The organism is Pseudomonas sp. D4002, assembly GCF_013385665.1.
In the GTDB taxonomy this organism is placed as follows: domain Bacteria; phylum Pseudomonadota; class Gammaproteobacteria; order Pseudomonadales; family Pseudomonadaceae; genus Aquipseudomonas.
This window is the reverse complement of sequence record NZ_JACAPN010000018.1, coordinates 340,450-365,549: the sequence shown is the minus strand read 5'-3', so window position 1 is coordinate 365,549 and position 25,100 is coordinate 340,450. Positions and strand designations below refer to the sequence as shown.

The window sequence follows — 25,100 nt, the reverse complement described above, 5'->3', positions numbered from 1 at the left end:
GGGTCTTTACTGGTTAAGGTTCTATCGCTTAACCAGACCTCATTATTCGCCGACGCTGATCTTCAGGCCAGCCGCTATAGCAAAGGGTGTCAGGGTTACCGCCAGGGCGGCCAGGCTGCCAAGCCACAGGAGGTAACCGGTCGCCGGCATGCCCTGGAGCGCGGCTTGCAGCGCGCCGCTGCCCAGGATCAACACCGGGATATACAAAGGCAAGATCAGCAGGGCCAACAACAGGCCACCGCGTTTCAAACCGACGGTCAGTGCCGCACCTACGGCGCCCAGTAGACTGAGAACCGGCGTGCCAAGCAACAAGGAAAGGAGCAACACCGGCAGGCATTCGGTGGGCAACCCCAGCATCATCGCCAGCAGCGGCGCGAGCAATACCAGCGCCAGGCCGGAAAACGCCCAGTGTGCCAGTACCTTGGCCAATACCAGAAGTGGCAGGGGGTGCGACGAAAGGACCCACTGTTCGAGGGAACCGTCTTCAAAATCACTGCGAAACAGCCCGTCCAGCGAGAGCAGGACCGACAAAAGCGCCGCCACCCAGACCAGTCCCGGAGACAAGGTTTGCAACAGTTTAGTCTCGGGGCCCACCGCCAACGGGAACAGCGCGATCACAATCGCGAAGAACACCAGCGGGTTGGCCAATTCGGCCGGACGGCGACAGAGTAACCGCGCTTCGCGGGCGACCAACAGGGCAAATACGCTCATACCGCCCACCGGCCCAGGTCGAGGTCGCGGTAACCGGCAGGCATGCGCGTCAAGGTGTGGTGAGTGGTCAGGACAACCATGCCGCCCTGCTCGCAGTGCGCGGCAAGGTGTTCTTCGAATTGGGCAACGCCTTGTTTGTCGAGGGCGGTGAAGGGTTCGTCGAGAATCCATAGCGGCGGGCCGTCGAGATACAAACGGGCCAGGGCCACGCGGCGCTGCTGGCCGGCGGACAGGGTGTGGCAGGGAACGTCTTCGAAACCCTTGAGGCCAACCGCGGCCAGCGCCTGCCAGATCGCCTCGCGGCTGGCGGGATGATGCAGGGCGCTGAGCCAACTGAGGTTTTCTTCAGCGGTAAGCACATCCTTGATTCCGGCGGCGTGGCCGATCCAGATCAGGTTGCGCGCCAGCTCGGTGCGCTGCTCGTGCAACGGTTTGCCGTTGAGCCGCACTTCCCCCGCCGTCGGCTGCATCAGACCGGCCAGCAGGCGTAACAGGCTGGTCTTGCCGCTGCCGTTGGGGCCGCTGACCTGCACCATGTCGCCGCCCGCCAGACGCAGTTCGAGGTGTTCGAACAGCATCCGCAGGTCACGTTCACAGGCGAGCGCTACGGCTTCTAGAAGAGGGCTGGTCAAGAGATCGCGGGCCTTTACGGTTCAAGTCGGCGGTGGAACGGCCGTTAAAGAGATGCACATTAACTGCTTTGGCGACCGTTTTTAGAGAGCTGGATCAATCAGTTGTGTTGTTTTTAACGCTCTCTTTGAAGACGGGCGGCATTATACATGTGATGCCCTACTCTAAAGAGGGCAATTTCCCCTGAGACGGCGCGCACGATGACCGGTGAGATCAATCTTCCCACGCTCCCCCCGACGCTTCCGGCCGGGCCTGCGCCCGCGCCTGCAGCGGGCGAGTTGCTGAAACTGCTGGAGCCGCAGACCGGCCTGATCGACCCCGGAAAAACCGTAAATGCCGAGGTGCTGGCACTGAAACAAGGCGGCGATGCATTTCAGTTGCTGCTCAAGCTGACCCTGGAAGGCGGCCGGCAAACCCTGGTGCAGGCCAGCAGCAGCCAGCCGCTGCCGCTGGGTACCCAGGTGGAAGTCAGCCAGACGCCGTCGGGCAATTTGTCCATCAGCCTGCAGCAGGCCCTGAGTTCCAGCGTCGCCGCGCTGACGCGTATCGATACCAGCCAGTTACCGGTGGGCACCCTGCTGCAAGGCAAGGTGCTGACCACCCAGGCGCTGCCACAGGGCGCCAACCAGCCGGTGGTGTATCGCTCACTGGTGTCGGTGCTCAATAACGTCCTCAGCGGCGCGACCCTGACCGTCGAAAGCCCGCAGCCCTTGCGCGTCGGCAGCCTGCTCAGCGCCGTGGTGCAAAGTGCGCAGACCTTGAGCTTTGTACCGCTGAGCGGGCGCCAGGACCAATTGGCCGTGGCCCAGCAACTCTCCACCCAGCAAAGCCGCCAGGGCTCGCTGGACGTGGTGTTCACCGCGCTGCAAAGCCTGCCGGCGACCAGCAGCGACAGCACCGGGGCCGACCTGCGCGCCGCCGCCGAGCGTTTGCTCGCCGGCCTGCCCGACCTGGCCCAGGCCAGCAACCCCAAGGTGCTGGCGCAACTGATCCAGAACAGCGGGACCTTCCTCGAAGCCAAGTTGCTGGCCGGGCAAAACCCGCAGATACCGCCGCTGGACATGAAAGGCGCGCTGCTGCGCTTCGTCGCCGACCTGCTGCCATCCCTGCCCGCCAGCACCAATCTGAATGCGATCCTCGCTGCCAACACCCTGGCGCAGTTGCTGCCCAGCTTCGTACGCAGCCCGCTGGGTACCCTCGGCCAGGTCGGCGCCAGGCAGGCGCCCGCGGGCTTTCCGCTGCCCGATCGGCTGATGCAACGCCTGGAAGGTGAAAGTGACCTGGAAAACCTGCTGCGCCTGGCCGCCGGGGCCATCTCCCGCCTGCAAAGCCATCAGCTGTCGAGCCTGGAGCAGACCGGTACCACCGCCGACGGCAAGCTCTTGACCACCTGGCAGCTGGAAATCCCCATGCGCACCTTGCAGGACATCGTGCCGTTGCAGGTCAAGTTCCAGCGGGAAGAACCGGCGCCCGACAAGGAACAGCCGGAACGCAAGGACAGCAAGGATCCCAAGCAAATGCTCTGGCGCGTGGAAATGGCGCTCGACATGGAGCCGCTCGGCCCGTTGCAGGTCCAGGCGCAACTGAGCCAGGGCAAACTGTCGAGCCAGTTGTGGGCGACCCGGCCCTTCACCGCCAGCCTGATCGAAAGCCACCTGGGCAGCCTGCGCGAGCGCCTGGTGTCGTCGGGACTCAACGTCGGCGACCTCGACTGCCACCTCGGCACCCCGCCACGGGGCCCGAAAACCGGGCTTGAACAACGCTGGGTGGATGAAACCGCATGAAAAACCCCAACCCGCCCCGCCAGGCCATCGCCCTCAAATACGACGGGCAACAAGCGCCGACCCTGACCGCCAAGGGCGACGATGCCCTGGCCGAAGCCATCCTCAAGCTGGCCCGGGAGAACGAAGTCCCGATTTACGAAAATGCCGAGCTGGTCAAATTACTGGCACGCATGGAGTTGGGCGACAGCATCCCGGAAGAGTTGTACCGCACCGTCGCCGAGATCATCGCGTTTGCCTGGACGCTGAAGGGCAAGTTCCCGGTGGGCTACGACCCGGACGCGGGGCCGGTGGAGCGGGATGTGACGGAAAGAGGCGACGATTATTAAGGTGGGAGCCGGCTGATCGTTCCCACGCTCTGCGTGGGAACGCCGCCTCGGACGCTCCGCGTCCAACCGGCGCTGCAACGTTCAAGTCTTGCGCAGGGGTGACGCGGAGCGTCACGGGATGCATTCCCCCGCAGAGCGTGGGAATGATCAGTTGCGGTGGGTGGTGTATAGCAATTATATCTTTCGAGGTATAGATTATCCCTAACCCGATAGTTCAGGATAAACCCATGAGCCCTACCCGCCCGATTCTCAGTCGAAAGCTACTCGCCGAAGCGCTCGCCCGTGATCTGGCAGGCGAGTCATTTGCCGACTACAGCTCCGGCATGTTCCTCGCGGCTCCGCGCCGTACCGGCAAGAGTACGTTCCTGCGCAACGACCTTATCCCCGAGTGCAAGGCCCGGGGCTGGCTGCCGGTGTACGTGGACCTGTGGATGAACCGCGAAGTCGACCCCGCCGAACTGATCTCCGGCGCTATCGGCAAAGCCCTGGGCGAGTTCGAAAGCGCAGTGAGCAAGGCGGCCAAGAAAGCCGGTATCGACAAGATCAGCCTGCTGCGCACCCTGAGTTGGGATTTCACCAAGCCTCAACTGCCCGCCGGCACCACGCTCAGCCACGCCCTGGACGTGCTGCACCAGGTCTCGGGGCAAATGATCGTGCTGATCGTGGACGAGGCCCAGCACGCCCTCAACAGCGAAGGCGGGGTGAACGCCATGTTCGCCCTCAAGGCGGCACGGGATCATCTCAACGGCAGCAGCACGGCCGATGGCCTGCGCCTGGTCTTCACCGGCTCCAGCCGGGACAAACTGGCCAACCTGGTACTCAAGAGCAAACAACCGTTCTTCGGCGCCCATATCACGCCGTTCCCGCTGTTGAGCCGGGATTTCGTCGAGTTCGTGACGGACCTCTGGAACCAGCGCCTGGCCGCGACCAACCAGTTCAACCTGGAGGACATGGACTATGCCTTCCAGCTCGTTGGCCGGCGCCCGGAAATGCTCAACACACTACTGACCGAAGTGAGCGTGGGTCTTGGCGAGGCCAGCAACCTTGGCGAGTTGCTGAGGACCGGGGCACTCAATCACCAGGCCGGCATCTGGAGCGATTACGAGAGCGCCTACAACGACCTCTCGCCGCTGCAACAGGCGGTACTTGAAGTGATGGGCGAACGAACCCTGGGCAAGCAGGCGTTCTCGCCTTTTGCGGAGAAAACCTTCCAGGATGTGAACCGCAAGCTGGAACAGGCCCAGGTCGAGCCGAACGCCAGCACACCAAACGTGCAGAAAGCACTGGAAGTGCTGCGGGAGAAGGAGTTGGTCTGGAAAGCCAACCGTGGTGAATATGCTTTGGAGGACTCGACCATGGCCGAATGGCTGAGCAACCGGCACCGGCTATAAGCTGCAAGCAATACCGCTTGCAGCTCGTAACCTTCAGTTGTCCTTGTGCAACCGGCTCATCAACTGCGCTTCAGCCTGGGTCAACCCGCAGGACTGGGTCAGCTCATCCACCGTGGCGCCCATGCCCACCAGCTTCGCCGCCTGGGCGAATGAGAGGCTCGACGGGTCACGCTGTTCGAGTGCCGACAGCTTGTCCGGCAACGGCGCCAGCACCGAACGCAGCTCGTGCACTTCATCACCCACACGCACCGCACTTTGCTGGAAGTGGTCGACCCGCTTGGCCAGCTCCAGGATCCGCCGGTCGCGCACAGCGTCGCGCTCGACTTGTCGAGTGGCCAATTCCCGTTGCTGGCGAACATAACGCAGCAGGAAGCCCAGGGTCCCGGCCCAAAGGATGGCCAGGACGATCACCGCTACCTCAAGAAACAATCAGATATTCTCCAGGTCCTGCCACTCTTCTTCGCTCATCATCTTGTCCAGCTCAACCAGAATCAGCAGTTCGCCGTTCTTGTTGCAGACACCCTGGATGAACTTGGCCGATTCTTCGTTGCCGACGTTCGGCGCAGTCTCGACTTCGGATTGGCGCAGGTAAACCACTTCCGCCACGCTGTCGACCATGATCCCGACCACTTGCTTGTCGGCTTCGATGATCACGATGCGAGTGTTGTCGTTGACTTCGGTCGGCACCAGGCCAAAACGCTGGCGGGTATCGATTACGGTCACCACGTTGCCGCGCAGGTTGATGATGCCCAGCACATAGCTCGGGGCACCCGGAACCGGAGCGATTTCGGTGTAGCGCAGCACTTCCTGCACACGCATCACGTTGATGCCGTAGGACTCGTTGTCCAGCTTGAAGGTGACCCATTGCAGGATTGGATCATCCACCAGACCTTGTGCGGACACTGACTTGTTCATACTCCAGACCCCTTCAAATACCGTTGGTTACGGTGTGTGTTCTTGGGCAGCGCCTTAGCGCTGCTGCTTGTTATCAAGTGCGTTTGTTCAGCGGCATGGCTTTTACCGCGCCGCTGGCAATCAACTCCGCCAGTTCGGCGACATCCAGCAACGCGCACATGTGTTCGATCACAGTGCCCGCCAGCCATGGCCGCTGGCCCCGGTGGCTGCGCCATTTGATTTCGTTCGGGTCCAGGCGCAATGAGCGGCTGACCTGATGCACCGCCAGCCCCCACTCGTAGCCCTGGACCGAAATAACGTATTGCAGGCCCTGGCGGAAGTCATCGCGGTAGCGGTCGGGCATCACCCAACGCGCGGTGTCCAATACCTTCAAGTTGCCCTGCTGGCTCGGCAGGATCCCGAGGAACCAATCCGGCTGGCCGAACAACGGCGTCAACTCCTGGCCTTCCAGGGAGTAGATCGAACCCAGGCACACCAGCGGCACGGCCAGGGTCAACCCGGCGACATCGAACAGCAAACATTCGAACGGCTCCGCAGCCCACACCGGGCGACCGTCGCCCTGTACCGGCGGCGGCGTAATGCTCGGCGGGAGGTGAACCTCAACCACCGGCTCCACCACTACAGGCGCAATCACCACAGGCTCGACGGGCACAGCAACCGGTACAGGAACTGCTACGGGAACCACCAACGCATCACGGGCCTGCTCTTCCAGGACCGCCAGCTGAAACTCGTCCAGGGCAGCAGGTTCAGGCTCGATGACTTCATCGAGGATCAGAATCGGCTCCGGCATGTCCTCGGTGGCGTCCTGGAGCAAAGCGTCCAGGTAGGACTCCAGCGCCAGTTGCGGCCGGGTCTTGAAATCAACGGGACGGTTCATCTGTATGCCCACGCGCAAGCCCCATCAACCCTGTATTCAGAGGTTATCGGCCTGTGAGTGTCCGGACTTGAATCGAGAGCCGGTTTTGTCGCGAAAACTGCGGCGTCTGCATCGCTGGCAAGCCAGGCTCCTACAATGACCATCACGCCACCTGCGCCACAAGTTGCTGGGACAACAGGTGCTTGAGCAACGCCCGATACGCCAGCACCCCACGGCTCTTGCCGTCGAACTGCGACGGCGTCAGCCCTGCCCGGCTCGCATCCCGCAGGCGCGTGTCCACCGGGATGTAGCCTTGCCAGATAGTGTCCGGATAAGCATCGCGCAATACCCGCAAGGTGCCGAGGGACGCCTGGGTACGGCGGTCAAACAGGGTCGGCACGATGCTGAACGGCAGCGCTTGCTTGCGCGAGCGGTTGATCATCGCCAGGGTGCTGACCATGCGCTCCAGGCCCTTGACGGCCAGGTGCTCGGTCTGCACCGGGATCACCAGCTGTTGGCTGGCGGCCAGGGCGTTGACCATCAGCACGCCGAGCAACGGCGGGCTGTCGATGATCGCGTAGTCGAAGTCCTGCCACAGCTGCGCCAGGGTCTTGGCGATCACCAGGCCCAGGCCGCTCTGCCCCGGCGACTGGCGCTCAAGGGTGGCCAGGGCGGTGCTGGACGGCAACAGCGAGATCTTTTCATTGCTGGTAGGCAGCAACAGTTGCCCCGGCAAGTCGGCCGGCACGCTGCCCTTGTGCAGGAACAGGTCGTAGCAACTGTGTTCCAGGGCATCCGGGTCATAGCCGAAATAGCTGGTCATGGAGCCGTGGGGGTCCAGGTCGACCACGACCACACGCTTGCCGGCCTCGGCCAGCAAGCCGGCCAAGGCGATGGACGTGGTGGTTTTACCGACACCACCCTTTTGATTGGCAACTGCCCAGACTCTCATTCGGATTGTTCCTCCCGGCAGGCACAGGCTCGACCGAGAAATTGCATGGGGTTATAGAGCCGGTGACGGAGAATTGACGGCACTCCCGCGAACCGGCGCCTTTACGGGCGCTGGTGCAGTTTGTGTGCCAGCCCGCTTCAAGGCGGCATCCGGTGTTGCATTGGCAGTGCCGGTACCGGTCAGGCTGCGGCGTACGTCCAGGTTGCGCGACACCACCAGCACCACCCGTCGGTTGCGCGCACGGCCTTCCGCCGTGGCGTTATTGGCCACCGGCTGGAACTCGCCGTAACCCACCGACGCCAGGCGCCCGGGGTTCACACCCTGCATCGCGAGCATTCGTACAATACTCGCCGCCCGGGCCGAAGACAGCTCCCAGTTGGTCGGGTACTGCGCGGTACTGATCGGCAGGTTATCGGTAAAGCCTTCAACGTGGACCGGGTTTTCAAACGGCTTCAGGATCGCCGCCACCTTGTCGATGATGGTAAACGCCTGGTCGCTGGGCATTGCATCGGCACTGGCGAACAGCAGGCTGGAATTGAGTTCGATCTCGACCCACAACTCATTGCCGCGCACGGTCATCTGGTTGGAGCTGATCAGGTCGCCAAAGGCCGCGCTGATGTTATCGGCGATGCTTTTCAGCGGGTCGCTGGTGCCACCGATGCCGGCGGCGGTTTCATCGCTGTCGTTGACCAGCGGCTTGGCCGGGGTCACGGTCTTGGGGCGTTCTTCGCCAATGGGTATCGGCTTGAGGGCGCGGTCAGCGTCGTTGAACACGCCAATCAGCGCCTGGGAAATGACTTTGTACTTGCCTTCGTTGATCGAGGAAATGGAGTACATCACCACAAAAAACGCGAACAGCAACGTAATGAAGTCGGCGTAGGACACCAGCCAGCGTTCATGGTTGACGTGTTCTTCAGGCTCGCGGCGGCGACGGCTCACAACAAATACCTCCCATCAATCCATGAAGCCCTGGAGCTTCAATTCGATGGAGCGCGGGTTTTCACCCTCGGCAATCGAGAGGATGCCTTCGAGCAACATCTCGCGATAACGCGACTGGCGCAGGGCGATCGACTTGAGCTTGCTGGCCACCGGCAACAACACCAGGTTGGCACTGGCCACGCCGTAGATGGTGGCGACGAACGCCACGGCAATCCCGCTGCCCAGTTGCGACGGATCGGCCAGGTTGCCCATCACGTGGATCAAGCCCATCACCGCACCGATGATGCCGATGGTCGGCGCGTAGCCGCCCATGCTTTCAAAGACCTTGGCCGCGTTGATGTCGCGGCTTTCCTGGGTGTAGAAGTCCACTTCGAGGATGCTGCGAATCGCTTCCGGCTCGGCGCCGTCCACCAGCAGTTGCAGGCCTTTGCGGGCGTAGCTGTCGGGCTCGGCATCGGCCACGCCTTCCAGCCCGAGCAGGCCTTCCTTGCGCGCCGTGAGGCTCCAGTTGACCACGCGGTCGATGCCGCCCGGCAAGTCGACACGCGGCGGGAAGATAATCCAGATGAGGATCTGCATCGCGCGCTTGAACGAACTCATGGGCGACTGCAACAACGCCGCGCCCACGGTGCCGCCGATCACGATCAACGCCGCCGGGCCGTTGGCCAGGGCACCCAGGTGGCCGCCTTCGAGGTAGTTGCCGCCGATAATCGCGACAAACGCCATGATGATGCCAATCAGGCTCAATACATCCATCAGAGGCAAGCCTCCACCAGGTGCTTGCCGATGTCGTCCAGGCTGTAGACGGCGTCGGCCAGGTCGGCCTTGACGATGGCCATGGGCATGCCATAGATCACGCAGCTGGCTTCATCCTGGGCCCAGATCGCGCTGCCGCCCTGCTTGAGCAGGCGCGCGCCTTCACGGCCGTCGGCGCCCATGCCGGTCAACACCACCGCCAAAACTTTGTCGCCGTAGGATTTGGCCGCAGACCCGAAGGTGATATCCACACACGGCTTGTAGTTCAGGCGTTCGTCACCCGGCAGGATTTTGATCGCACCACGGCCATCGACCATCATTTGCTTGCCACCGGGGGCCAGCAGCGCCAGACCCGGACGCAGGATGTCGCCATCCTCGGCTTCCTTGACGCTGATGCGGCACAGCTTGTCCAGGCGCTCGGCGAACGCCTTGGTGAACGCGGCCGGCATGTGCTGGATCAACACGATCGGCGCCGGGAAGTTGGCCGGCAATTGGGTCAACACCCGCTGCAAGGCCACCGGGCCGCCGGTGGACGTACCGATGGCCACCAGCTTGTAGGCCTTGCGCTTGGGCGCAGGTGAATGTGCGGCGGGCGCAGCCGTACGCACCGGGGCGGCGGCCGGGCGCGCAACCGGTGCCGGCGCCGGGCGACCAAAGGTGCTCGGGGCGGCCGGTGGCGGCGTAACGGGTGCGGGCGCCGGCGCACTGAACAGGCTGCGACGGTTACTGCGGGAGATGCTGTGCACCTTCTCGCAGAGCATCTGCTTGACCTTCTCGGGGTTGCGCGAGATGTCTTCGAAATTCTTCGGCAGGAAGTCCACCGCGCCGGCATCCAGCGCATCCAGGGTGACCCGGGCGCCTTCGTGGGTCAGCGAGGAGAACATCAACACCGGCGTCGGGCAGCGCTGCATGATGTGCCGCACCGCCGTGATGCCGTCCATCATCGGCATCTCGTAGTCCATGGTGATCACGTCCGGCTTGAGCGCCAGGGCCTGATCGATCGCCTCTTTGCCGTTGGTGGCCGTGCCGACCACCTGGATATTGGAATCCGATGAAAGAATTTCCGAGACGCGGCGGCGGAAGAAACCCGAATCGTCCACCACCAGGACCTTGACTACCATAAACACTCCGTTAGGCCGGGCGAGGGACAACCGCCCTGCCCGGGCCGAATCAAATACGCCGTGCGGCGTAACGCTTGAGCATGCTCGGAACATCCAGAATCAGCGCGATCCGACCGTCACCGGTAATGGTCGCACCCGACATGCCCGGGGTTCCCTGCAGCATTTTGCCCAAAGGCTTGATGACCACTTCTTCCTGGCCCACCAGTTGATCGACCACGAAGCCGATACGCTGGGTGCCCACGGAAAGAATCACCACATGGCCTTCGCGCTGCTCTTCATGCTTGGCCGAAGCCACCAGCCAGCGCTTGAGGTAGAACAGCGGCAACGCCTTGTCGCGCACGATCACCACTTCCTGGCCGTCCACCACGTTGGTGCGCGACAGGTCGAGGTGGAAGATTTCGTTGACGTTGACCAGCGGGAAGGCGAACGCCTGGTTGCCCAGCATCACCATCAGGGTCGGCATGATCGCCAGGGTCAACGGCACCTTGATGACGATCTTCGAGCCCTGGCCCTTGGTCGAGTAGATGTTAATCGAGCCGTTGAGCTGGCTGATCTTGGTCTTCACCACGTCCATGCCCACGCCACGGCCCGACACGTCGGAAATCTCGGTCTTGGTGGAGAAGCCCGGGGCGAAGATCAGGTTGTAGCACTCGGTGTCGGTGAGGCGGTCGGCGGCGTCCTTGTCCATCACCCCACGCTTGACTGCAATGTTGCGCAGTACCGTGGGGTCCATGCCTTTGCCGTCATCGGTGATCGACAGCAGGATATGGTCGCCTTCCTGTTCGGCCGCCAGGATCACTTTGCCCTGGCGGTTCTTGCCCGAGGCTTCGCGCTCTTCCGGCGTCTCGACACCGTGGTCGACCGCGTTGCGCACCAAGTGGACCAGCGGGTCGGCCAGGGCCTCGACAAGGTTCTTGTCGAGGTCGGTTTCTTCACCCACCAGTTCCAGGTTGATCTCTTTCTTGAGCTGGCGTGCCAGGTCGCGAACCAGGCGCGGGAAACGGCCGAAGACTTTCTTGATCGGCTGCATCCGGGTCTTCATGACGGCGGTCTGCAGGTCTGCGGTGACCACGTCGAGGTTCGACACGGCCTTTTGCATGGCCTCGTCGCCACTGTTCAGGCCCAGGCGCACCAGGCGGTTACGCACCAGCACCAGTTCGCCGACCATGTTCATGATGTCGTCCAGGCGCGCGGTATCAACCCGCACGGTGGTTTCGGCTTCACTGGCCGGTTGCTTGTCCGGGGCCGGGGCAGCCGTGGCAGCCCGGGCCGGTGCTGGAGCCGGAGCCGGAGCCGCTTTCGCTGCGACAGGCGCGGCAGCCTTGGCGGCAGGAGCCGGTGTTGCGACAGCTGCGGCAGCAGCCGGTGCAGCAGCGCCGACCACTTCGGTGAACTTGCCCTTGCCGTGCAGTTCATCCAGCAGGGCTTCGAATTCGTGATCGGAGATCAGTCCATCGGCGGCCGGCGCAGCAGCGGGTGCCGCAGGCGCGGCGGCCGTTGCGGCGACTTCCGGCAGAGCCTCGGCGGCAAACGAGCCTTTGCCGTGCAACTGGTCCAGCAGCGCTTCAAATTCGTCGTCGGTGATTTCATTGCTGACGGGCGCCGCGGCTTCCGTTGGCGCTGGCGCTGCGGCCACCGCGTCCGGGGCAAACTGGCCCTTGCCGTGCAACTGGTCGAGCAACGACTCGAACTCGGCGTCGGTAATGTCTTCGGTGGTCGGCACCATGGCCGGCGCACTGGCTGCCGGCGCTTCGGCTTCGGCCTTGACGGCGTTCAGCGAGTCCAGCAGTTGTTCAAATTCGCTGTCGGTCACGTCGCCCGCAGGCTCGGCAACCGGCTCAGCCACCGCTTCCACCACGGGAGCGTTGGCCGCAGGTTCCGCCAGGCGCGCCAGGGCGGCCAGCAGTTCCGGCGTGGCGGCAGTGATCGGTGCGCGCTCGCGCACTTCACTGAACATGCCGTTGACCGCGTCCAGTGCTTCCAGGATCACGTCCATCAGTTCCGAGTCGACGTGCCGCTCACCCTTGCGCAGGATGTCGAACACGTTCTCGGCGATGTGACAGCACTCCACCAGCTCGTGGAGCTGGAGGAAGCCGGCGCCCCCTTTTACAGTATGAAAACCGCGAAAAATTGCATTGAGCAGGTTCGCATCATCCGGTCGGCTTTCCAGCTCGACCAGTTGTTCGGACAGTTGCTCTAAAATTTCGCCGGCCTCTACAAGGAAATCCTGAAGGATTTCTTCATCGGCGCCGAAGCTCATGGGTGTGCTCCTTAGAAGCCTAAACTGGACAGCAAATCGTCTACGTCGTCTTGCCCGGATACAACGTCTTCACGTTTATCGGCATGAATCTGCGGACCTTCACCCTTGGCGAGGTGTTTTTGTGGATCTTTTTCAGAAAGGATCGCTGCGCGGTCATGTTCGATGCCGGCAAACCGGTCGACCTGGCCCGCCATCAACACCAGTTTGAGCAGGTTGCTTTCCACTTCGGTGACCAGTTGGGTCACACGCTTGATCACCTGACCGGTGAGGTCCTGGTAATCCTGGGCCAGCAGAATGTCATTGAGGTTGCTGGAAACCGTGCGGTTTTCCTGCTCGCTGCGGGACAAAAAGCCCTCGACCCGACGCGCCAGCTCACGAAACTCCTCAGCGCCCACTTCCCGACGCATGAACCGGCCCCAGTCAGTGCTCAGGGCCTTGGCTTCACTGGCCATACCGTTGACCAGAGGCGTGGCGTTTTCCACCAGGTCCATGGTGCGGTTGGCCGCCGCCTCAGTCAGCCTGACCACGTAGGACAGGCGTTCGGTGGCATCCGTGATCTGCGAGATTTCCTCGGCCTGGGGCATGTGCGGGTCAATCTGAAAATTGACTATCGCACTGTGCAACTCACGGGTGAGCTTGCCCACTTCCTGGTACAGGCCGCGGTCACGGGTCTGGTTGAGCTCATGGATCAACTGCACCGCGTCGCCGAACTGGCCTCTTTCAAGGCTTTCGACGAGTTGATGAGCATGTTTTTTCAGGGTCGACTCAAAGTCGGCCTGCGATGATTCTTTATGCTCCATAGCTCCCCCGTGGCAGCATCAATGACCGATGCGTTCGAAGATCTTTTCGATCTTCTCTTTCAAGGCCAGTGCAGTGAATGGCTTGACCACGTAGCCGTTGACCCCGGCCTGGGCGGCTTCGATGATCTGTTCACGCTTGGCTTCAGCGGTCACCATCAGCACAGGCAGGCTGCGCAGTTTTTCATCAGCGCGCACGTGGCGCAGCAGATCGATACCGGTCATGCCCGGCATGTTCCAGTCCGTTACCAGAAAGTCGATGCTCCCGCTGTTGAGGATCGGAATCGCCGTAATACCGTCATCCGCCTCGACCGTGTTAGTGAACCCAAGGTCACGCAACAGGTTTTTTATGATCCGCCGCATCGTTGAGAAGTCATCAACGATGAGGATTTTCATGTTCTTGTCCAATTCGACCTCCAAGCAGTCTTAAACGCGCCCAGCACCTGGGCGCGCCATATCAATCAACAGGCGTTACACAAAAAGGACTACCGGGGGCGCACCACGGGCCAAGCCCGTCCGGGCGCAGGGCCTGGACGGTATCGTTCGCAGTGTCCCCACACTGCCTGTCAGCGCGCTCGCCACTCTCCCAAACGCCCCCGCAAGCGGGCCGCGCACTGGCTGTGTAACTGGCTGACCCGCGATTCGCTGACCCCCAGGACCTCACCGATTTCCTTGAGGTTCAGCTCTTCGTCGTAGTACAGCGCCAACACCAGTCGCTCACGCTCCGGCAAATTGGCTATCGCGTCCGCCAGCGCGCTCTGGAAGCGTTCATCTTCCAGGTCCCGTGACGGTTCGAGATGGGCACTCGCGCCGTCCTCGTGCAGCCCTTCATGTTCGCCATCCTGTAAAAGGTCGTCGAAACTGAACAGCCGGCTGCCCAAGGTATCGTTCAAAATCCCGTAGTAATCGTCGAGACTCAATTGGAGTTCGGCCGCAACTTCATGATCTTTAGCGTCGCGACCGGTTTTTGCTTCAATTGAGCGAATTGCGTCACTCACCATCCGCGTATTGCGGTGCACTGATCGCGGCGCCCAATCACCTTTACGCACTTCATCGAGCATGGCCCCACGGATACGGATACCCGCGTATGTCTCGAAACTCGCGCCCTTGCTCGCGTCGTACTTGGTCGACACTTCAAGCAGGCCGATCATCCCGGCCTGGATCAAGTCCTCGACCTGCACGCTGGCAGGCAAGCGCGCCAGCAGGTGATAGGCAATGCGCTTGACCAGGGGCGCATAGCGCTCGATCAATTCGACTTGACTGTCACGTGCCGACTTCTTGTAAAGGTTGTAGCCGCTGGCTGTCATAGCACCGGTCCTGCGCTCGTCTGATGCACCAATCGCTCGACGAAAAACTCCAGATGCCCCCGGGGATTGGCGGGCAACGGCCAGGTATCGACCTTCTGGGCAATAGCCTTGAACGCCAATGCGCACTTCGAACGAGGGAACGCTTCATAGACCGCACGCTGCTTTTGCACGGCCTTGCGCACACACTCGTCGTAAGGAACTGCGCCAACGTATTGTAAGGCGACATCGAGGAAGCGATCCGTGACCTTGGTCAACTTGGCGAACAGATTCCGCCCTTCCTGCGGGCTTTGGGCCATGTTGGCCAGCACGCGGAAGCGGTTCATGCCGTAGTCGCGGTTGAGCAGTTTGATCAGGGCGTAGGCGTCGGTGATCGAGGTGGGTTCGTCGCACACCACCAGCAACACTTCCTGGGCTGCGCGCACGAAACTGACCACCGACTCGCCGATCCCGGCGGCGGTGTCGATCACCAGTACGTCGAGGTTGTCGCCAATGTCGCTGAACGCCTGAATCAGGCCGGCATGTTGCGCCGGACTCAGGTGCACCATGCTCTGGGTGCCGGAAGCGGCCGGCACGATGCGAATCCCGCCGGGGCCTTGCAACAGTACGTCGCGCAGCTCACAGCGGCCTTCGATGACATCGGCCAGGGTATGTTTGGGCGTCAGTCCCAGCAGAACGTCGACGTTCGCCAGCCCCAGGTCAGCATCCAGCAGCATGACGCGACGGCCAAGCTCTGCCAGGGCCAGGGACAAATTCACTGACACGTTAGTTTTTCCGACGCCACCTTTGCCGCCGGTCACCGCGATCACCTGTACGGGATGCATGCTGCCCATTTTATTTCTTTACCTTGTCTTGCTTAGACGCAGGCTACATAAGTTGGCCGCGCGAACTGCTGGCAGGCCATCGATGTAGATACTTTTCACTGTCATTTTTAAATAGAAAGCCATGATGCCTCAGCCAACTCGCTTGTTCGGGCTGTGGTAGAGGTCAGCAAACATGTCAGCCATAGCTTCCTCACTGGGTTCTTCCTGCATTTGCACGCTGACAGCCCGGCTGACCAACTGATGACGGCGCGGCAGATGCAGATCATCCGGGATCCGCGGCCCGTCGGTCAGGTAGGCGACCGGTAATTCATGACTGATTGCCAGGCTCAATACTTCGCCCAGGCTTGCCGTCTCATCCAGTTTAGTCAGGATGCAACCCGCCAGCCCGCAGCGCTTGTAGCTGTGGTAGGCGGCGGTCAATACCTGCTTCTGGCTGGTAGTGGCAAGCACCAAATAGTTTCTGGATTTGATCCCGCGCCCGGCCAGGCTTTCCAGCTGCATGCGCAGGGCCGGGTCGCTGGCTTGCAGGCCGGCGGTGTCGATCAGCACCACGCGCTTGCGCAGCAATGGGTCGAGGGCGTTGGCCAGGGACTGGCCCGGGTCGACGTGGGTCACCGGCACATTGAGGATGCGGCCCAGGGTCTTGAGTTGTTCCTGGGCGCCGATGCGGTAGCTGTCCATGCTCACCAGCGCGATGTTCTGGGCGCCGTACTTGAGCACGTAACGTGCGGCCAGCTTGGCCAGGGTGGTGGTCTTGCCCATGCCGGCCGGGCCGACCATGGCAATCACACCGCCTTCTTCCAGGGGTTCGATTTCCGGGGTGACGATCATCCGCGCCAGGTGGGCCAGGAGCATGCGCCAGGCCTGGCGAGGCTCTTCAATTTGCGTGGTCAGTTGCAGCAGGTCGCGGGACAACGGGCCGGACAGGCCAATGCGTTGCAGGCGACGCCACAGGTTGGCCTGTTGTGGCTGGCTGCCCTGCAACTGGTTCCAGGCCAGCGAACCCAGCTGCACTTCCAGCAGTTCACGCAGGCCGTTGAGTTCGAAGCGCATCGAGTCGAACACCCGCTGGTCTACCGCCGGCGCCGGGGCTGGCGCAGCAGGACGCGGTGGTTCAACAAAAGTCGGCTCTACCAGCGGCTCGGACGCGGTCAACGGCAGCCCGGCAAACAGCTGGCGATTGGTGGAGGCGTCGCTGTCGCCACGCATGCTCAGTTCAGCCTGGGCCGAGACAATGCGCGAAGCGGTCTTGCGCAGCTCGTCTTCCAGTTCCATGTTCGGCACGCGCGGCGCCAGGGCCGAGGGTTTGTAATCCAGGGCAGCCGTCAGCTCCACACCGCCGGCAATACGACGGTTACCGATAATCGCAGCGTCGGCGCCCAACTCATCACGTACCAGTTTCATGGCCTGACGCATATCGGCGGCGAAAAAACGCTTCACTTGCATATCCCACTACCTCAGCCGTTGGGCCCTACTGTCGCGACGATAGTCACTTGCTTATTGTCAGGAATTTCCTGGTAAGCCAATACGTGCAAATTCGGTATAGCCAGGCGTCCAAACCGCGACAACATCGCCCGGACGGGGCCAGCCACCAGCAGGATCACCGGATGGCCTTCCATTTCCTGGCGCTGCGCGGCCTCGATCAACGAACGCTGCAGCTTCTCTGCCATGCTTGGCTCCAGCAACACGCCCTCATCAGCGCCCTGCCCAGCCTTCTGAATACTATTGAGCAATATTTGTTCCAACCTTGGTTCCAAGGTGATAACAGGCAGCTCGGAGTCAAGCCCTACAATGCTTTGGACGATTGCACGCGACAATCCGACGCGCACTGCGGCCACCAGGGCGGCAGTATCTTGACTCTTGGCGGCATTGTTGGCGATAGCTTCGGCAATGCTGCGAATGTCCCGCACCGGCACCTGCTCGGCCAACAGCGCTTGCAGCACCTTGAGCAGTTGCGAGGTGGACAGCACACCCGGTACCAGCTCTTCGGCGAGTTTTGGCGAGGCCTTGGCCAGCAATTGCAAGAGTTGCTGGACTTCTTCGTGGCCAATCAGCTCGTGGGAGTGCTTGTACAGAATCTGGTTGAGGTGGGTGGCGACCACAGTGCTGGCGTCGACCACGGTGTAGCCCAGCGACTGCGCCTGGCTGCGCTGGCTGATTTCGATCCATACCGCTTCCAGGCCAAAAGCCGGATCTTTGGCGGTAATCCCGTTGAGGCTGCCAAACACCTGGCCCGGGTTGATCGCCAGTTCGCGGTCCGGGTAGATCTCGGCCTCGGCCAGAATCACCCCCATCAGGGTCAGGCGGTAGGCGCTCGGGGCCAGGTCGAGGTTGTCGCGAATGTGCACGGTGGGCATCAGGAAGCCCAGGTCCTGGGACAACTTCTTGCGCACACCCTTGATCCGCGCCAGCAATTGCCCGCCCTGGTTGCGATCCACCAGTGGAATCAGGCGGTAGCCGACTTCCAGGCCGATCATGTCGATCGGGGTCACGTCGTCCCAGCCCAGCTCCTTGGTTTCCAGGGCGCGGGCCGGCGATGGCAGCAGTTCCTGCTGGCGCGCCACTTCCTGCTGGGCAATCACCTTGATGTTGTTTTGTTTTTTCCAGAACAGGTAGGCACCGCCGGCGGCCATGGCGGCCATGCTCAGGAACGAGACATGGGGCATGCCCGGCACGATGCCCATGATCGCCATGATGCCTGCCGCCACCGCCAGCGCCTTGGGCGAGGCAAACATCTGCCGGCTGATCTGCTTGCCCATGTCTTCGGAGCCCGAAGCACGGGTCACCATGATCGCCGCAGCTGTAGATAACAACAGTGATGGCAATTGCGCCACTAAACCGTCACCGATGGTCAGCAGGGCGTAAACCTTGCCGGCGTCGCCGAAGGTCATGCCGTGCTGGAAGATGCCGACCGCCATGCCGCCGATCAGGTTGATAAACAGAATCAACAGGCCGGCGATGGCGTCGCCGCGCACGAATTTGCTGGCACCGTCCATGGAACCGTAGAACTCGGCTTCCTGGGCGACTTCAAGGCGACGGGCCTTGGCCTGGTTCTGGTCGATCAGGCCGGCGTTGAGGTCGGCGTCGATCGCCATCTGCTTGCCGGGCATCGCGTCGAGGGTAAAACGCGCGCTCACCTCGGAAATCCGCCCGGCGCCCTTGGTCACGACCACAAAGTTGATGATCATCAAGATCGCAAAAACCACGATACCGACCACGTAGTTACCGCCGATCACCACCTCGCCGAAGGCCTGGATCACCTTGCCTGCGGCGGCGTGGCCGTCCTGGCCGTGGAGCATCACCACCCGGGTGGAAGCCACGTTAAGCGCCAGCCGCAGCAGGGTGGCGATCAGCAGGATGGTCGGGAATACCGCGAAATCCAGCGGCCGCAGGGCGTATACGCACACCAGCAATACGACGACCGACAGCGCAATGTTGAAGGTGAAGAACACATCCAGCAGGAACGGCGGCATCGGCAACATCATCATTGCCAGCATCACCAGCAACAACAACGGCACACCCAGATTGCCTCGCGAGAGGTCAGTCAGGGTGCCACGGGCCGTGCTGAGCATTTGAGAGCGATCCACCGGTATTCCTCGTTTCCTTGAAGCAAACTTTTGACGCCGGGAAGCGTCCTGGAGGCGGTATTGCAAGAAGCCTTCCAACTTTTGCTTGAGGAAGCAGATCGGTCTCACGAACAGCGAAGGGCTACCGCCGTACACACATCACCTGTGGCGAGGGAGCTTGCTCCCGCTGGGCTGCGCAGCAGCCCCGGAACGGCTTGCGCGCTTTGCCTGATTCACCGCGGTAGCTTTATTGGGGGCGCTTCGCACCCCAGCGGGAGCAAGCTCCCTCGCCACGCTGATTGAGGTAGCGCCCTCGCCCGCGACTTACACGGTGCGAGATGCAATTGCGGGAACGCTCAGGGGGATTTTTGTTGTTTGGGCGGACGCCTTCGCGAGCAAGCCCGCTCCCACATTTGACCGCGTTTATACGGGATATACACGGTCAAATGTGGGAGCGGGCTTGCTCGCGAAGAGGCCAGGAGGGACGCTACAAAATCAGGAATCCCGACGCAAATCCGGCGGAATCGGCAGGTCCTTCAGCGGATCCGGCCGCTTGCCCTTGCCCGCCCGGTACTGGCGGATCTGATACACGTACGCCAACACCTGAGCCACCGCCAGATACAACCCGGCCGGAATTTCCTGGTCCAGGTCGGTGGAGTAGAAGATCGACCGCGCCAACTCCGGCGATTCCAGCAGCAGGATGTCATTGGCGACCGCAATCTCGCGGATTTTCAACGCCGTGAAATCACTGCCCTTGGCCAGCAACATCGGCGCCCCACCCTTCTCCGGGTCGTACTTGAGCGCCACGGCGTAGTGGGTCGGGTTGGTGATGACCACATCAGCATCGGGCACCGAGGCCATCATCTTGCGCTGGGACATCTCGCGCTGCAGCTGGCGAATCCGCTGCTTGACCTCGGGCCGGCCTTCCTGGTCCTTGTGCTCGTCGCGCACTTCCTGCTTGGTCATCAGCAGTTTCTTGTGGCTTTCCCACAGCTGGATCGGCGCATCCACCGCAGCAATGATGATCAGCCCGCAAGCCATCCACAGCGAGCTCCAGCCCACCACTTGCACACTGTGGATGATCGCCAGCTCGATCGGCTCATGGGCGATGCGCAGCAGGTCGTCGATGTCGGACGACAACACCGTCAACGCCACAAACAGGATCAGGATGAACTTGGCCAAGGCCTTGAGCAGTTCCACCAGGGCCTTGGTGGAAAACATCCGCTTGAGCCCGGCCGCCGGGTTCATCCGGCTGAATTTGGGCGCCAGGCTGCCGGCGGCAAACAGCCAGCCGCCGAGGGAAATCGGGCCGATCAGGGCCGCCAGCAACAAGGTGATGAGGATCGGCTGCACCGCGAGGATCGCGATCTTGCCCGAGTGCAGCAGGTACAAGCCCATGGCGCCCGGGCTCAGCAGCACGTCGCGGGGCAGGGAGAAATTCAGGCGCATCAACTCCATCAGGTCCAGGGCCAGGCCACCGCCATAGATCAGCAGGCCGCCGGAACCGGCGAGCATGATCGCCAGGGTGTTGAGCTCTTTGGAGCGGGCAATCTCGCCCTTTTCCCGGGAGTCCTTTTTACGTTTCTCCGTGGGGTCTTCTGTCTTGTCCTGGCCACTCTCGCTCTCGGCCATGGCTTATCGCGCCCGCGCCAAGTCACGTAAAAACTGCAAGGCGTCGGTCGCCAGCGGTTGATACTGATTGAGAATGTCAGCCATGCCGACCCAGAAAATCCCCATGCCCAGCACCAGGGTCAACGGGAAACCGATGGAGAAGATGTTCAACTGCGGCGCCGCCCGGGTCATCACGCCAAAGGCGATGTTGACCACCAGCAGCGCAGTGATCGCCGGCAATACCAGCAGCAAGGATGCACCGAGCACCCAGCTCAAGCGCCCCACCAGCTCCCAGAAATGATTGACCACCAACCCGCTGCCCACCGGCAAGGTGGTGAAACTTTCGGTCATCACCTCGAACACCACCAGGTGGCCGTTCATGGCCAGGAACAGCAAGGTCACCAGCATCGTCAGGAATTGCCCGATCACCGCCACCGACACGCCGTTGGTAGGGTCGACCATGGACGCGAAGCCCATGCCCATCTGGATCGAGATGATCTGCCCGGCGATCACGAAGGCCTGGAAGAACAGCGTCAGGGAGAAGCCCAGCAAGGCGCCGATGATGATTTGCTCGGCGATCAGCATCATTGCACTGAGGTCCAGGGCATTCACCGGTGGCATCGGCGGCAAGCCCGGCACGATGACCACGGTGATCGCCACCGCGAAATACAGGCGGATGCGCCGTGGTACCAGGGTGGTGCCGAACACCGGCATGGTCATCAGCACGGCCGTGACCCGGAACAACGGCAGGATGAACGAGGCCACCCAGGTGCTGATCTGGGTGTCGGTCAAGGCCAGCATCGAATTCACGGGGTCAGCCGATCAACTGCGGAATACTGCCGTACAACTGCAGGATGTATTCCATGAAGGTTTGCACCAGCCACGGGCCGGCGACGATCAGGGTGATCAGCATCACCAGCAGGCGCGGCAAAAAGCTCAGGGTCTGTTCGTTGATCTGGGTCGCGGCCTGGAACATCGCCACCAACAGGCCCACCAACAGGCTCGGCACCACCAGCACGGCGACCATCATGGTGGTCAGCCACAGGGCTTCGCGAAACAGGTCGACTGCTACTTCTGGCGTCATGGCCTACACCCCACCGAAACTGCCGGCCAGGGTGCCGATAATCAGCGCCCACCCGTCCACCAACACAAACAGCATGATCTTGAACGGCAGCGAAATGATCAGCGGCGACAGCATCATCATACCCATGGCCATCAGCACACTCGCCACGACGAGGTCGATGATCAGGAACGGAATGAAGATCATGAAGCCGATCTGGAACGCGGTCTTCAACTCCGAGGTCACGAACGCCGGCACCAGGATGGTCAGCGGCGCCATGTCGGGGCTGGCGATGTCGGTACGCTTGGACAACCGCACAAACAACTCAAGATCGCTGGAACGGGTCTGCGACAGCATGAAATCCTTGATCGGGCCCTGGGCCTTGTCGATCGCATCCTGGGCGGTCATTTTCTCCGCCAGGTACGGTTGCAGGGCTTGCTGGTTCACCTTGTCGAACACCGGCGCCATGATGAACAGCGTCAGGAACAGCGCCATGCCGGTGAGGATCTGGTTCGACGGCGTCTGTTGCAGGCCGAGGGCCTGACGCAGGATCGAGAACACGATGATGATGCGAGTGAAGCTGGTCATCAGCATCACGAACGCGGGGATGAAGCTCAGCGCGGTCATGATCAGCAGGATCTGCAGGCTGACCGAATACTCCTGCGCGCCCGCCGCGTTAGTGCCCAGGGTGATCGCCGGGATCGACAACGGGTCTGCTGCGTACGCCAGCGGCGCTGCCAGCAACAGCATGAGCGTCAATAAAACGCGCATTACTTCTTATCCTTCTGATCCTTGCCCAGCAACTCCATGAGGCGCTGGGCGAATTCCGGCGTGGCCGCTTGGGTCTGGGCCACTTCAACAGGCGACTTGAGCACGTGCAACGGGGTAATGCGGCCGGGGGTGATGCCCAGCAGGATCTGCTCGTCGCCGACCTGCACCAGCACCAGCCTGTCTCGCGGGCCAAGGGCGCGTGAACCCACCAGCTCGATGACCTGGGCATTGCCCGGGCCGATGCGCTGCACGCGGCGCAGCACCCAGGCGAGCACGAAGATCAGCCCCACCACCAGCAACAACCCCAGCACCAACTGGGTGAGTTGCCCGCCCACACCGCTGCCAAGCGCAGGCGCAGCCGCCTGGGCAACCGGTTCTGCTGCCATTACGCTCAAGGGCAGCGTCGATAACAGTCCTACCAATGAGCGCTTCATATCAACGCAACTTCTTGATGCGTTCGCTCGGGCTGATCACGTCGGTCAGGCGGATGCCGAACTTCTCGTTGACCACCACCACTTCGCCATGGGCGATCAGCGTGCCGTTGACCAGCACGTCCAGCGGCTCGCCGGCCAGGCGGTCCAGCTCGATCACCGACCCCTGGTTGAGCTGCAGCAGGTTGCGGATGTTGATTTCGGTGCTGCCGACTTCCATGGAGATCGACACCGGGATGTCGAGGATCACGTCCAGGTTCGGACCGTCGAGGGTCACCGGGTCATTGTTCTTCGGCACGCTGCCGAACTCTTCCATGGGAAGGCGGTTGCCGACCGGTGCAGTGGCCGCATCGGCCGCCAGCAGTGCATCGATATCGTCCTGGCCGACATCGCCGGTTTCTTCCAGGGCAGCCGCCCACTCGTCAGCCAGGGCCTGGTCTTCGGCGGAAGTGTTTTCGTGTTCGGTAGCCATTACATGTCCTCGGCGGAGCAGAAATTAAGGTGGATCAGCGACGGTTGATCGGTTCGATCACTTGCAACGCCAGGTTGCCTTTGTGAGAACCGAGCTTGACCTTGAACGACGGCACGCCGTTGGCGCGCATGATCAGTTCTTCCGGCAGGTCGACGGGAATCACATCCCCCGGCTGCATGTGCAAAATATCCCGCAAACGCAGCTGGCGACGGGCCACGGTGGCGCTCAGGGGTACGTCGACGTCCAGCAGGTCTTCGCGCAGGGCTTTCACCCAGCGTTCGTCCTGGTCGTCGAGGTCGGACTGGAAACCGGCATCGAGCATCTCGCGCACCGGCTCGATCATCGAGTACGGCATGGTCACGTGCAGGTCGCCGCCGCCGCCATCGAGTTCGATGTGGAAGGTGGAGACCACAATGGCTTCGCTGGGGCCGACGATGTTGGCCATGGCCGGGTTCACTTCCGAGTTGATGTACTCGAAATTGACTTCCATGATCGCCTGCCAGGCTTCCTTCAAGTCGATGAAGGCCTGCTCCAGCACCATGCGCACCACCCGCAACTCGGTCGGGGTGAATTCACGGCCTTCGATCTTGGCGTGACGGCCATCGCCGCCGAAGAAGTTGTCCACCAGCTTGAACACCAGCTTGGCGTCGAGGATGAACAGCGCGGTGCCGCGCAGCGGCTTGATCTTCACCAGGTTGAGGCTGGTGGGCACGTACAGCGAGTGCACGTACTCACCGAACTTCATCACCTGCACGCCGCCCACTGCCACGTCCGCCGAGCGGCGCAGCATGTTGAACATGCTGATACGGGTGTAACGGGCAAAACGCTCGTTGATCATTTCCAGGGTCGGCATGCGTCCACGGACGATGCGATCCTGGCTGGTCAGGTCGTAGCTTTTGACGCTGCCGGGCTCGGCAGCCATTTCGGTCTGTACCAGACCATCGTCGACGCCATGGAGCAGCGCATCGATTTCATCCTGGGACAGCAGGTCCTGCACGGCCATGTCGTGATCCTACTGCAATACGAAATTAGTGAAGAGCACCTGCTCGATCACCGGTTTGCCGACTTCCTTCTGGGCCACTTCCTGCACGCTGGCAGTGACCTTCTGGCGCAGCATTTCCTGGCCCACCGGGGTGGCGAGGGTGTCGAAGGGTTGGGCGGAAAACAGCATCACCAGGTTGTTGCGGATCACTGGCATGTGCACCTTGAGGGCATCCAGGTCTGCCTGGTTACGCGCCAGCAGGGTAATGCTCACCTGCAGGTAGCGTTGACGGCCGTTCTGATTGAAGTTGGCGACAAACGCCGGCAGCATCGGCTCGAAGATTGCCGGTTGCTTGACGTTGGGGTTGACCTCGGCCGTGGCGGCCGGTTTGCTCTGGGCACTGTGCATAAAGTACCAGGTAGCCCCCACGGACAGGCCGATCGCCAGCAACAAGGCCAGGACAATCAGCAGGATAAGCTTGAGCTTGCCCTTGCCTGCGGGTGCTTTTGCTGCGTCGTCGCTCTTCGCCATGCCAATAATCCGTCACTATTCTGGGATTCATAGTTCTGGGGAAAGGCAAGAGCAAGTGTTATGCCAGAGTTGTCAGTTCGGTCACGGTTTCGCCGACACTGCAAAACCAA

At 61.8% G+C, this 25,100-nt stretch carries 27 protein-coding genes; 3 read left to right on the top strand and 24 right to left on the bottom strand.

The window, feature by feature from the left end; translation table 11 throughout:
• Positions 1-42 precede the first annotated feature (42 nt).
• The gene (gene ccmB, locus HX824_RS13485) at positions 43-711 is read right to left on the bottom strand and encodes a heme exporter protein CcmB (protein WP_003210635.1); all 669 of its coding nucleotides are present in this window, start codon (positions 709-711) and stop codon (positions 43-45) included.
• Positions 708-1,289: a cytochrome c biogenesis heme-transporting ATPase CcmA gene (gene ccmA / locus HX824_RS13480; RefSeq protein ID WP_371319414.1), complete on the bottom strand. Its 582-nt coding sequence runs from the start codon at positions 1,287-1,289 to the stop codon at positions 708-710. The genes ccmB and ccmA overlap by 4 nt, the downstream gene beginning before the upstream one ends.
• A 252-nt stretch (positions 1,290-1,541) precedes the next feature.
• Here ccmA and HX824_RS13475 point away from each other — a divergent pair, with 252 nt between their 5' ends.
• From HX824_RS13475 to HX824_RS13465, 3 genes are all read left to right on the top strand, one after another.
• A complete protein-coding gene (locus HX824_RS13475; RefSeq protein ID WP_032899324.1) occupies positions 1,542-3,125 on the top strand; it encodes a flagellar hook-length control protein FliK in 1,584 nt (527 codons plus the stop codon).
• On the top strand, positions 3,122-3,451 hold the full coding sequence (locus tag HX824_RS13470; RefSeq protein WP_003210638.1) for an EscU/YscU/HrcU family type III secretion system export apparatus switch protein: 330 nt from the start codon (positions 3,122-3,124) through the stop codon (positions 3,449-3,451). The genes HX824_RS13475 and HX824_RS13470 overlap by 4 nt, the downstream gene beginning before the upstream one ends.
• Positions 3,452-3,678: 227 nt before the next feature.
• A complete protein-coding gene (locus tag HX824_RS13465; RefSeq protein ID WP_102604690.1) occupies positions 3,679-4,842 on the top strand; it encodes a hypothetical protein in 1,164 nt (387 codons plus the stop codon).
• A gap of 33 nt (positions 4,843-4,875) precedes the next feature.
• Here the strand turns inward: HX824_RS13465 and HX824_RS13460 are convergent, their stop codons facing one another.
• The 22 genes from HX824_RS13460 to fliL form a co-directional block, all read right to left on the bottom strand.
• Positions 4,876-5,271 carry a DUF2802 domain-containing protein gene (locus HX824_RS13460; RefSeq protein WP_008434800.1) on the bottom strand — a complete coding sequence of 132 codons (396 nt, stop codon included), beginning with the start codon at positions 5,269-5,271 and terminating at the stop codon, positions 4,876-4,878.
• On the bottom strand, positions 5,272-5,757 hold the full coding sequence (locus HX824_RS13455) for a chemotaxis protein CheW (protein ID WP_003210641.1): 486 nt from the start codon (positions 5,755-5,757) through the stop codon (positions 5,272-5,274).
• Positions 5,758-5,830: 73 nt separating this feature from the next.
• Positions 5,831-6,634 carry a CheW domain-containing protein gene (locus HX824_RS13450; RefSeq protein ID WP_003210642.1) on the bottom strand — a complete coding sequence of 268 codons (804 nt, stop codon included), beginning with the start codon at positions 6,632-6,634 and terminating at the stop codon, positions 5,831-5,833.
• Between the two features lie 142 nt (positions 6,635-6,776).
• Positions 6,777-7,565, bottom strand: a complete 789-nt coding sequence (locus HX824_RS13445; RefSeq protein WP_003210643.1) for a ParA family protein — start codon at positions 7,563-7,565, stop codon at positions 6,777-6,779.
• 51 nt (positions 7,566-7,616) lie between these two features.
• The gene (motD, locus tag HX824_RS13440) at positions 7,617-8,504 is read right to left on the bottom strand and encodes a flagellar motor protein MotD (protein WP_003210644.1); all 888 of its coding nucleotides are present in this window, start codon (positions 8,502-8,504) and stop codon (positions 7,617-7,619) included.
• A gap of 15 nt (positions 8,505-8,519) precedes the next feature.
• On the bottom strand, positions 8,520-9,260 hold the full coding sequence (locus HX824_RS13435; protein WP_003210645.1) for a flagellar motor protein: 741 nt from the start codon (positions 9,258-9,260) through the stop codon (positions 8,520-8,522).
• Positions 9,260-10,381, bottom strand: coding sequence for a chemotaxis response regulator protein-glutamate methylesterase (locus HX824_RS13430; RefSeq protein ID WP_008434810.1), 1,122 nt, complete (start codon positions 10,379-10,381; stop codon positions 9,260-9,262). Before HX824_RS13430 ends, HX824_RS13435 begins: the two co-directional genes overlap by 1 nt.
• Positions 10,382-10,430: 49 nt before the next feature.
• Positions 10,431-12,641 (bottom strand): chemotaxis protein CheA, encoded by a 2,211-nt coding sequence (locus HX824_RS13425; protein WP_134327107.1) that lies wholly within the window; start codon positions 12,639-12,641, stop codon positions 10,431-10,433.
• Positions 12,642-12,652: 11 nt separating this feature from the next.
• Positions 12,653-13,441 (bottom strand): protein phosphatase CheZ, encoded by a 789-nt coding sequence (locus HX824_RS13420; protein ID WP_003214538.1) that lies wholly within the window; start codon positions 13,439-13,441, stop codon positions 12,653-12,655.
• An 18-nt stretch (positions 13,442-13,459) separates the two neighbouring features.
• The gene (locus tag HX824_RS13415) at positions 13,460-13,834 is read right to left on the bottom strand and encodes a chemotaxis response regulator CheY (RefSeq protein ID WP_005790040.1); all 375 of its coding nucleotides are present in this window, start codon (positions 13,832-13,834) and stop codon (positions 13,460-13,462) included.
• Between the two features lie 170 nt (positions 13,835-14,004).
• Complete coding sequence (gene fliA, locus HX824_RS13410; protein WP_008434817.1) at positions 14,005-14,745, bottom strand: RNA polymerase sigma factor FliA; 741 nt, start codon at positions 14,743-14,745, stop codon at positions 14,005-14,007.
• Positions 14,742-15,575, bottom strand: a complete 834-nt coding sequence (gene fleN, locus HX824_RS13405; protein WP_003192912.1) for a flagellar synthesis regulator FleN — start codon at positions 15,573-15,575, stop codon at positions 14,742-14,744. The genes fliA and fleN overlap by 4 nt, the downstream gene beginning before the upstream one ends.
• Positions 15,576-15,695: 120 nt before the next feature.
• A complete protein-coding gene (gene flhF, locus HX824_RS13400; RefSeq protein ID WP_003214543.1) occupies positions 15,696-17,012 on the bottom strand; it encodes a flagellar biosynthesis protein FlhF in 1,317 nt (438 codons plus the stop codon).
• 11 nt (positions 17,013-17,023) lie between these two features.
• Positions 17,024-19,138 (bottom strand): flagellar biosynthesis protein FlhA, encoded by a 2,115-nt coding sequence (gene flhA, locus HX824_RS13395; protein WP_023659255.1) that lies wholly within the window; start codon positions 19,136-19,138, stop codon positions 17,024-17,026.
• Between the two features lie 489 nt (positions 19,139-19,627).
• Positions 19,628-20,764: a flagellar biosynthesis protein FlhB gene (gene flhB, locus HX824_RS13390; protein ID WP_008430191.1), complete on the bottom strand. Its 1,137-nt coding sequence runs from the start codon at positions 20,762-20,764 to the stop codon at positions 19,628-19,630.
• A gap of 3 nt (positions 20,765-20,767) precedes the next feature.
• The gene (gene fliR / locus HX824_RS13385; RefSeq protein WP_003214551.1) at positions 20,768-21,544 is read right to left on the bottom strand and encodes a flagellar biosynthetic protein FliR; all 777 of its coding nucleotides are present in this window, start codon (positions 21,542-21,544) and stop codon (positions 20,768-20,770) included.
• A gap of 13 nt (positions 21,545-21,557) precedes the next feature.
• Positions 21,558-21,827: a flagellar biosynthesis protein FliQ gene (gene fliQ / locus HX824_RS13380; protein WP_003214552.1), complete on the bottom strand. Its 270-nt coding sequence runs from the start codon at positions 21,825-21,827 to the stop codon at positions 21,558-21,560.
• Positions 21,828-21,830: 3 nt separating this feature from the next.
• Positions 21,831-22,574 carry a flagellar type III secretion system pore protein FliP gene (gene fliP, locus HX824_RS13375; RefSeq protein ID WP_003214554.1) on the bottom strand — a complete coding sequence of 248 codons (744 nt, stop codon included), beginning with the start codon at positions 22,572-22,574 and terminating at the stop codon, positions 21,831-21,833.
• Positions 22,574-23,008 (bottom strand): flagellar biosynthetic protein FliO, encoded by a 435-nt coding sequence (fliO, locus tag HX824_RS13370; protein WP_023659254.1) that lies wholly within the window; start codon positions 23,006-23,008, stop codon positions 22,574-22,576. Before fliO ends, fliP begins: the two co-directional genes overlap by 1 nt.
• Position 23,009: 1 nt before the next feature.
• Complete coding sequence (gene fliN, locus HX824_RS13365; RefSeq protein WP_003214557.1) at positions 23,010-23,477, bottom strand: flagellar motor switch protein FliN; 468 nt, start codon at positions 23,475-23,477, stop codon at positions 23,010-23,012.
• A 34-nt stretch (positions 23,478-23,511) separates the two neighbouring features.
• Positions 23,512-24,480 carry a flagellar motor switch protein FliM gene (fliM, locus tag HX824_RS13360; RefSeq protein ID WP_003214559.1) on the bottom strand — a complete coding sequence of 323 codons (969 nt, stop codon included), beginning with the start codon at positions 24,478-24,480 and terminating at the stop codon, positions 23,512-23,514.
• 9 nt (positions 24,481-24,489) lie between these two features.
• Positions 24,490-24,990 (bottom strand): flagellar basal body-associated protein FliL, encoded by a 501-nt coding sequence (fliL, locus tag HX824_RS13355; protein WP_003214560.1) that lies wholly within the window; start codon positions 24,988-24,990, stop codon positions 24,490-24,492.
• Positions 24,991-25,100: the final 110 nt, after the last annotated feature.

Bases quoted from the DNA above. Each gene is read 5' to 3' on its own strand.
- ccmB (WP_003210635.1), bottom strand. From the start codon at position 711: ATGAGCGTATTTGCCCTGTTGGTCGCCCGCGAAGCGCGGTTACTCTGT.
- ccmA (WP_371319414.1), bottom strand. From the start codon at position 1,289: ATGCTGTTCGAACACCTCGAACTGCGTCTGGCGGGCGGCGACATGGTG.
- HX824_RS13475 (WP_032899324.1), top strand. From the start codon at position 1,542: ATGACCGGTGAGATCAATCTTCCCACGCTCCCCCCGACGCTTCCGGCC.
- HX824_RS13470 (WP_003210638.1), top strand. From the start codon at position 3,122: ATGAAAAACCCCAACCCGCCCCGCCAGGCCATCGCCCTCAAATACGAC.
- HX824_RS13465 (WP_102604690.1), top strand. From the start codon at position 3,679: ATGAGCCCTACCCGCCCGATTCTCAGTCGAAAGCTACTCGCCGAAGCG.
- HX824_RS13455 (WP_003210641.1), bottom strand. From the start codon at position 5,757: ATGAACAAGTCAGTGTCCGCACAAGGTCTGGTGGATGATCCAATCCTG.
- HX824_RS13450 (WP_003210642.1), bottom strand. From the start codon at position 6,634: ATGAACCGTCCCGTTGATTTCAAGACCCGGCCGCAACTGGCGCTGGAG.
- HX824_RS13445 (WP_003210643.1), bottom strand. From the start codon at position 7,565: ATGAGAGTCTGGGCAGTTGCCAATCAAAAGGGTGGTGTCGGTAAAACC.
- HX824_RS13435 (WP_003210645.1), bottom strand. From the start codon at position 9,260: ATGGATGTATTGAGCCTGATTGGCATCATCATGGCGTTTGTCGCGATT.
- HX824_RS13430 (WP_008434810.1), bottom strand. From the start codon at position 10,381: ATGGTAGTCAAGGTCCTGGTGGTGGACGATTCGGGTTTCTTCCGCCGC.
- HX824_RS13425 (WP_134327107.1), bottom strand. From the start codon at position 12,641: ATGAGCTTCGGCGCCGATGAAGAAATCCTTCAGGATTTCCTTGTAGAG.
- HX824_RS13420 (WP_003214538.1), bottom strand. From the start codon at position 13,441: ATGGAGCATAAAGAATCATCGCAGGCCGACTTTGAGTCGACCCTGAAA.
- HX824_RS13415 (WP_005790040.1), bottom strand. From the start codon at position 13,834: ATGAAAATCCTCATCGTTGATGACTTCTCAACGATGCGGCGGATCATA.
- fliA (WP_008434817.1), bottom strand. From the start codon at position 14,745: ATGACAGCCAGCGGCTACAACCTTTACAAGAAGTCGGCACGTGACAGT.
- fleN (WP_003192912.1), bottom strand. From the start codon at position 15,575: ATGGGCAGCATGCATCCCGTACAGGTGATCGCGGTGACCGGCGGCAAA.
- flhF (WP_003214543.1), bottom strand. From the start codon at position 17,012: ATGCAAGTGAAGCGTTTTTTCGCCGCCGATATGCGTCAGGCCATGAAA.
- flhA (WP_023659255.1), bottom strand. From the start codon at position 19,138: ATGCTCAGCACGGCCCGTGGCACCCTGACTGACCTCTCGCGAGGCAAT.
- flhB (WP_008430191.1), bottom strand. From the start codon at position 20,764: ATGGCCGAGAGCGAGAGTGGCCAGGACAAGACAGAAGACCCCACGGAG.
- fliR (WP_003214551.1), bottom strand. From the start codon at position 21,544: ATGCTGGCCTTGACCGACACCCAGATCAGCACCTGGGTGGCCTCGTTC.
- fliQ (WP_003214552.1), bottom strand. From the start codon at position 21,827: ATGACGCCAGAAGTAGCAGTCGACCTGTTTCGCGAAGCCCTGTGGCTG.
- fliP (WP_003214554.1), bottom strand. From the start codon at position 22,574: ATGCGCGTTTTATTGACGCTCATGCTGTTGCTGGCAGCGCCGCTGGCG.
- fliO (WP_023659254.1), bottom strand. From the start codon at position 23,008: ATGAAGCGCTCATTGGTAGGACTGTTATCGACGCTGCCCTTGAGCGTA.
- fliN (WP_003214557.1), bottom strand. From the start codon at position 23,477: ATGGCTACCGAACACGAAAACACTTCCGCCGAAGACCAGGCCCTGGCT.
- fliM (WP_003214559.1), bottom strand. From the start codon at position 24,480: ATGGCCGTGCAGGACCTGCTGTCCCAGGATGAAATCGATGCGCTGCTC.
- fliL (WP_003214560.1), bottom strand. From the start codon at position 24,990: ATGGCGAAGAGCGACGACGCAGCAAAAGCACCCGCAGGCAAGGGCAAG.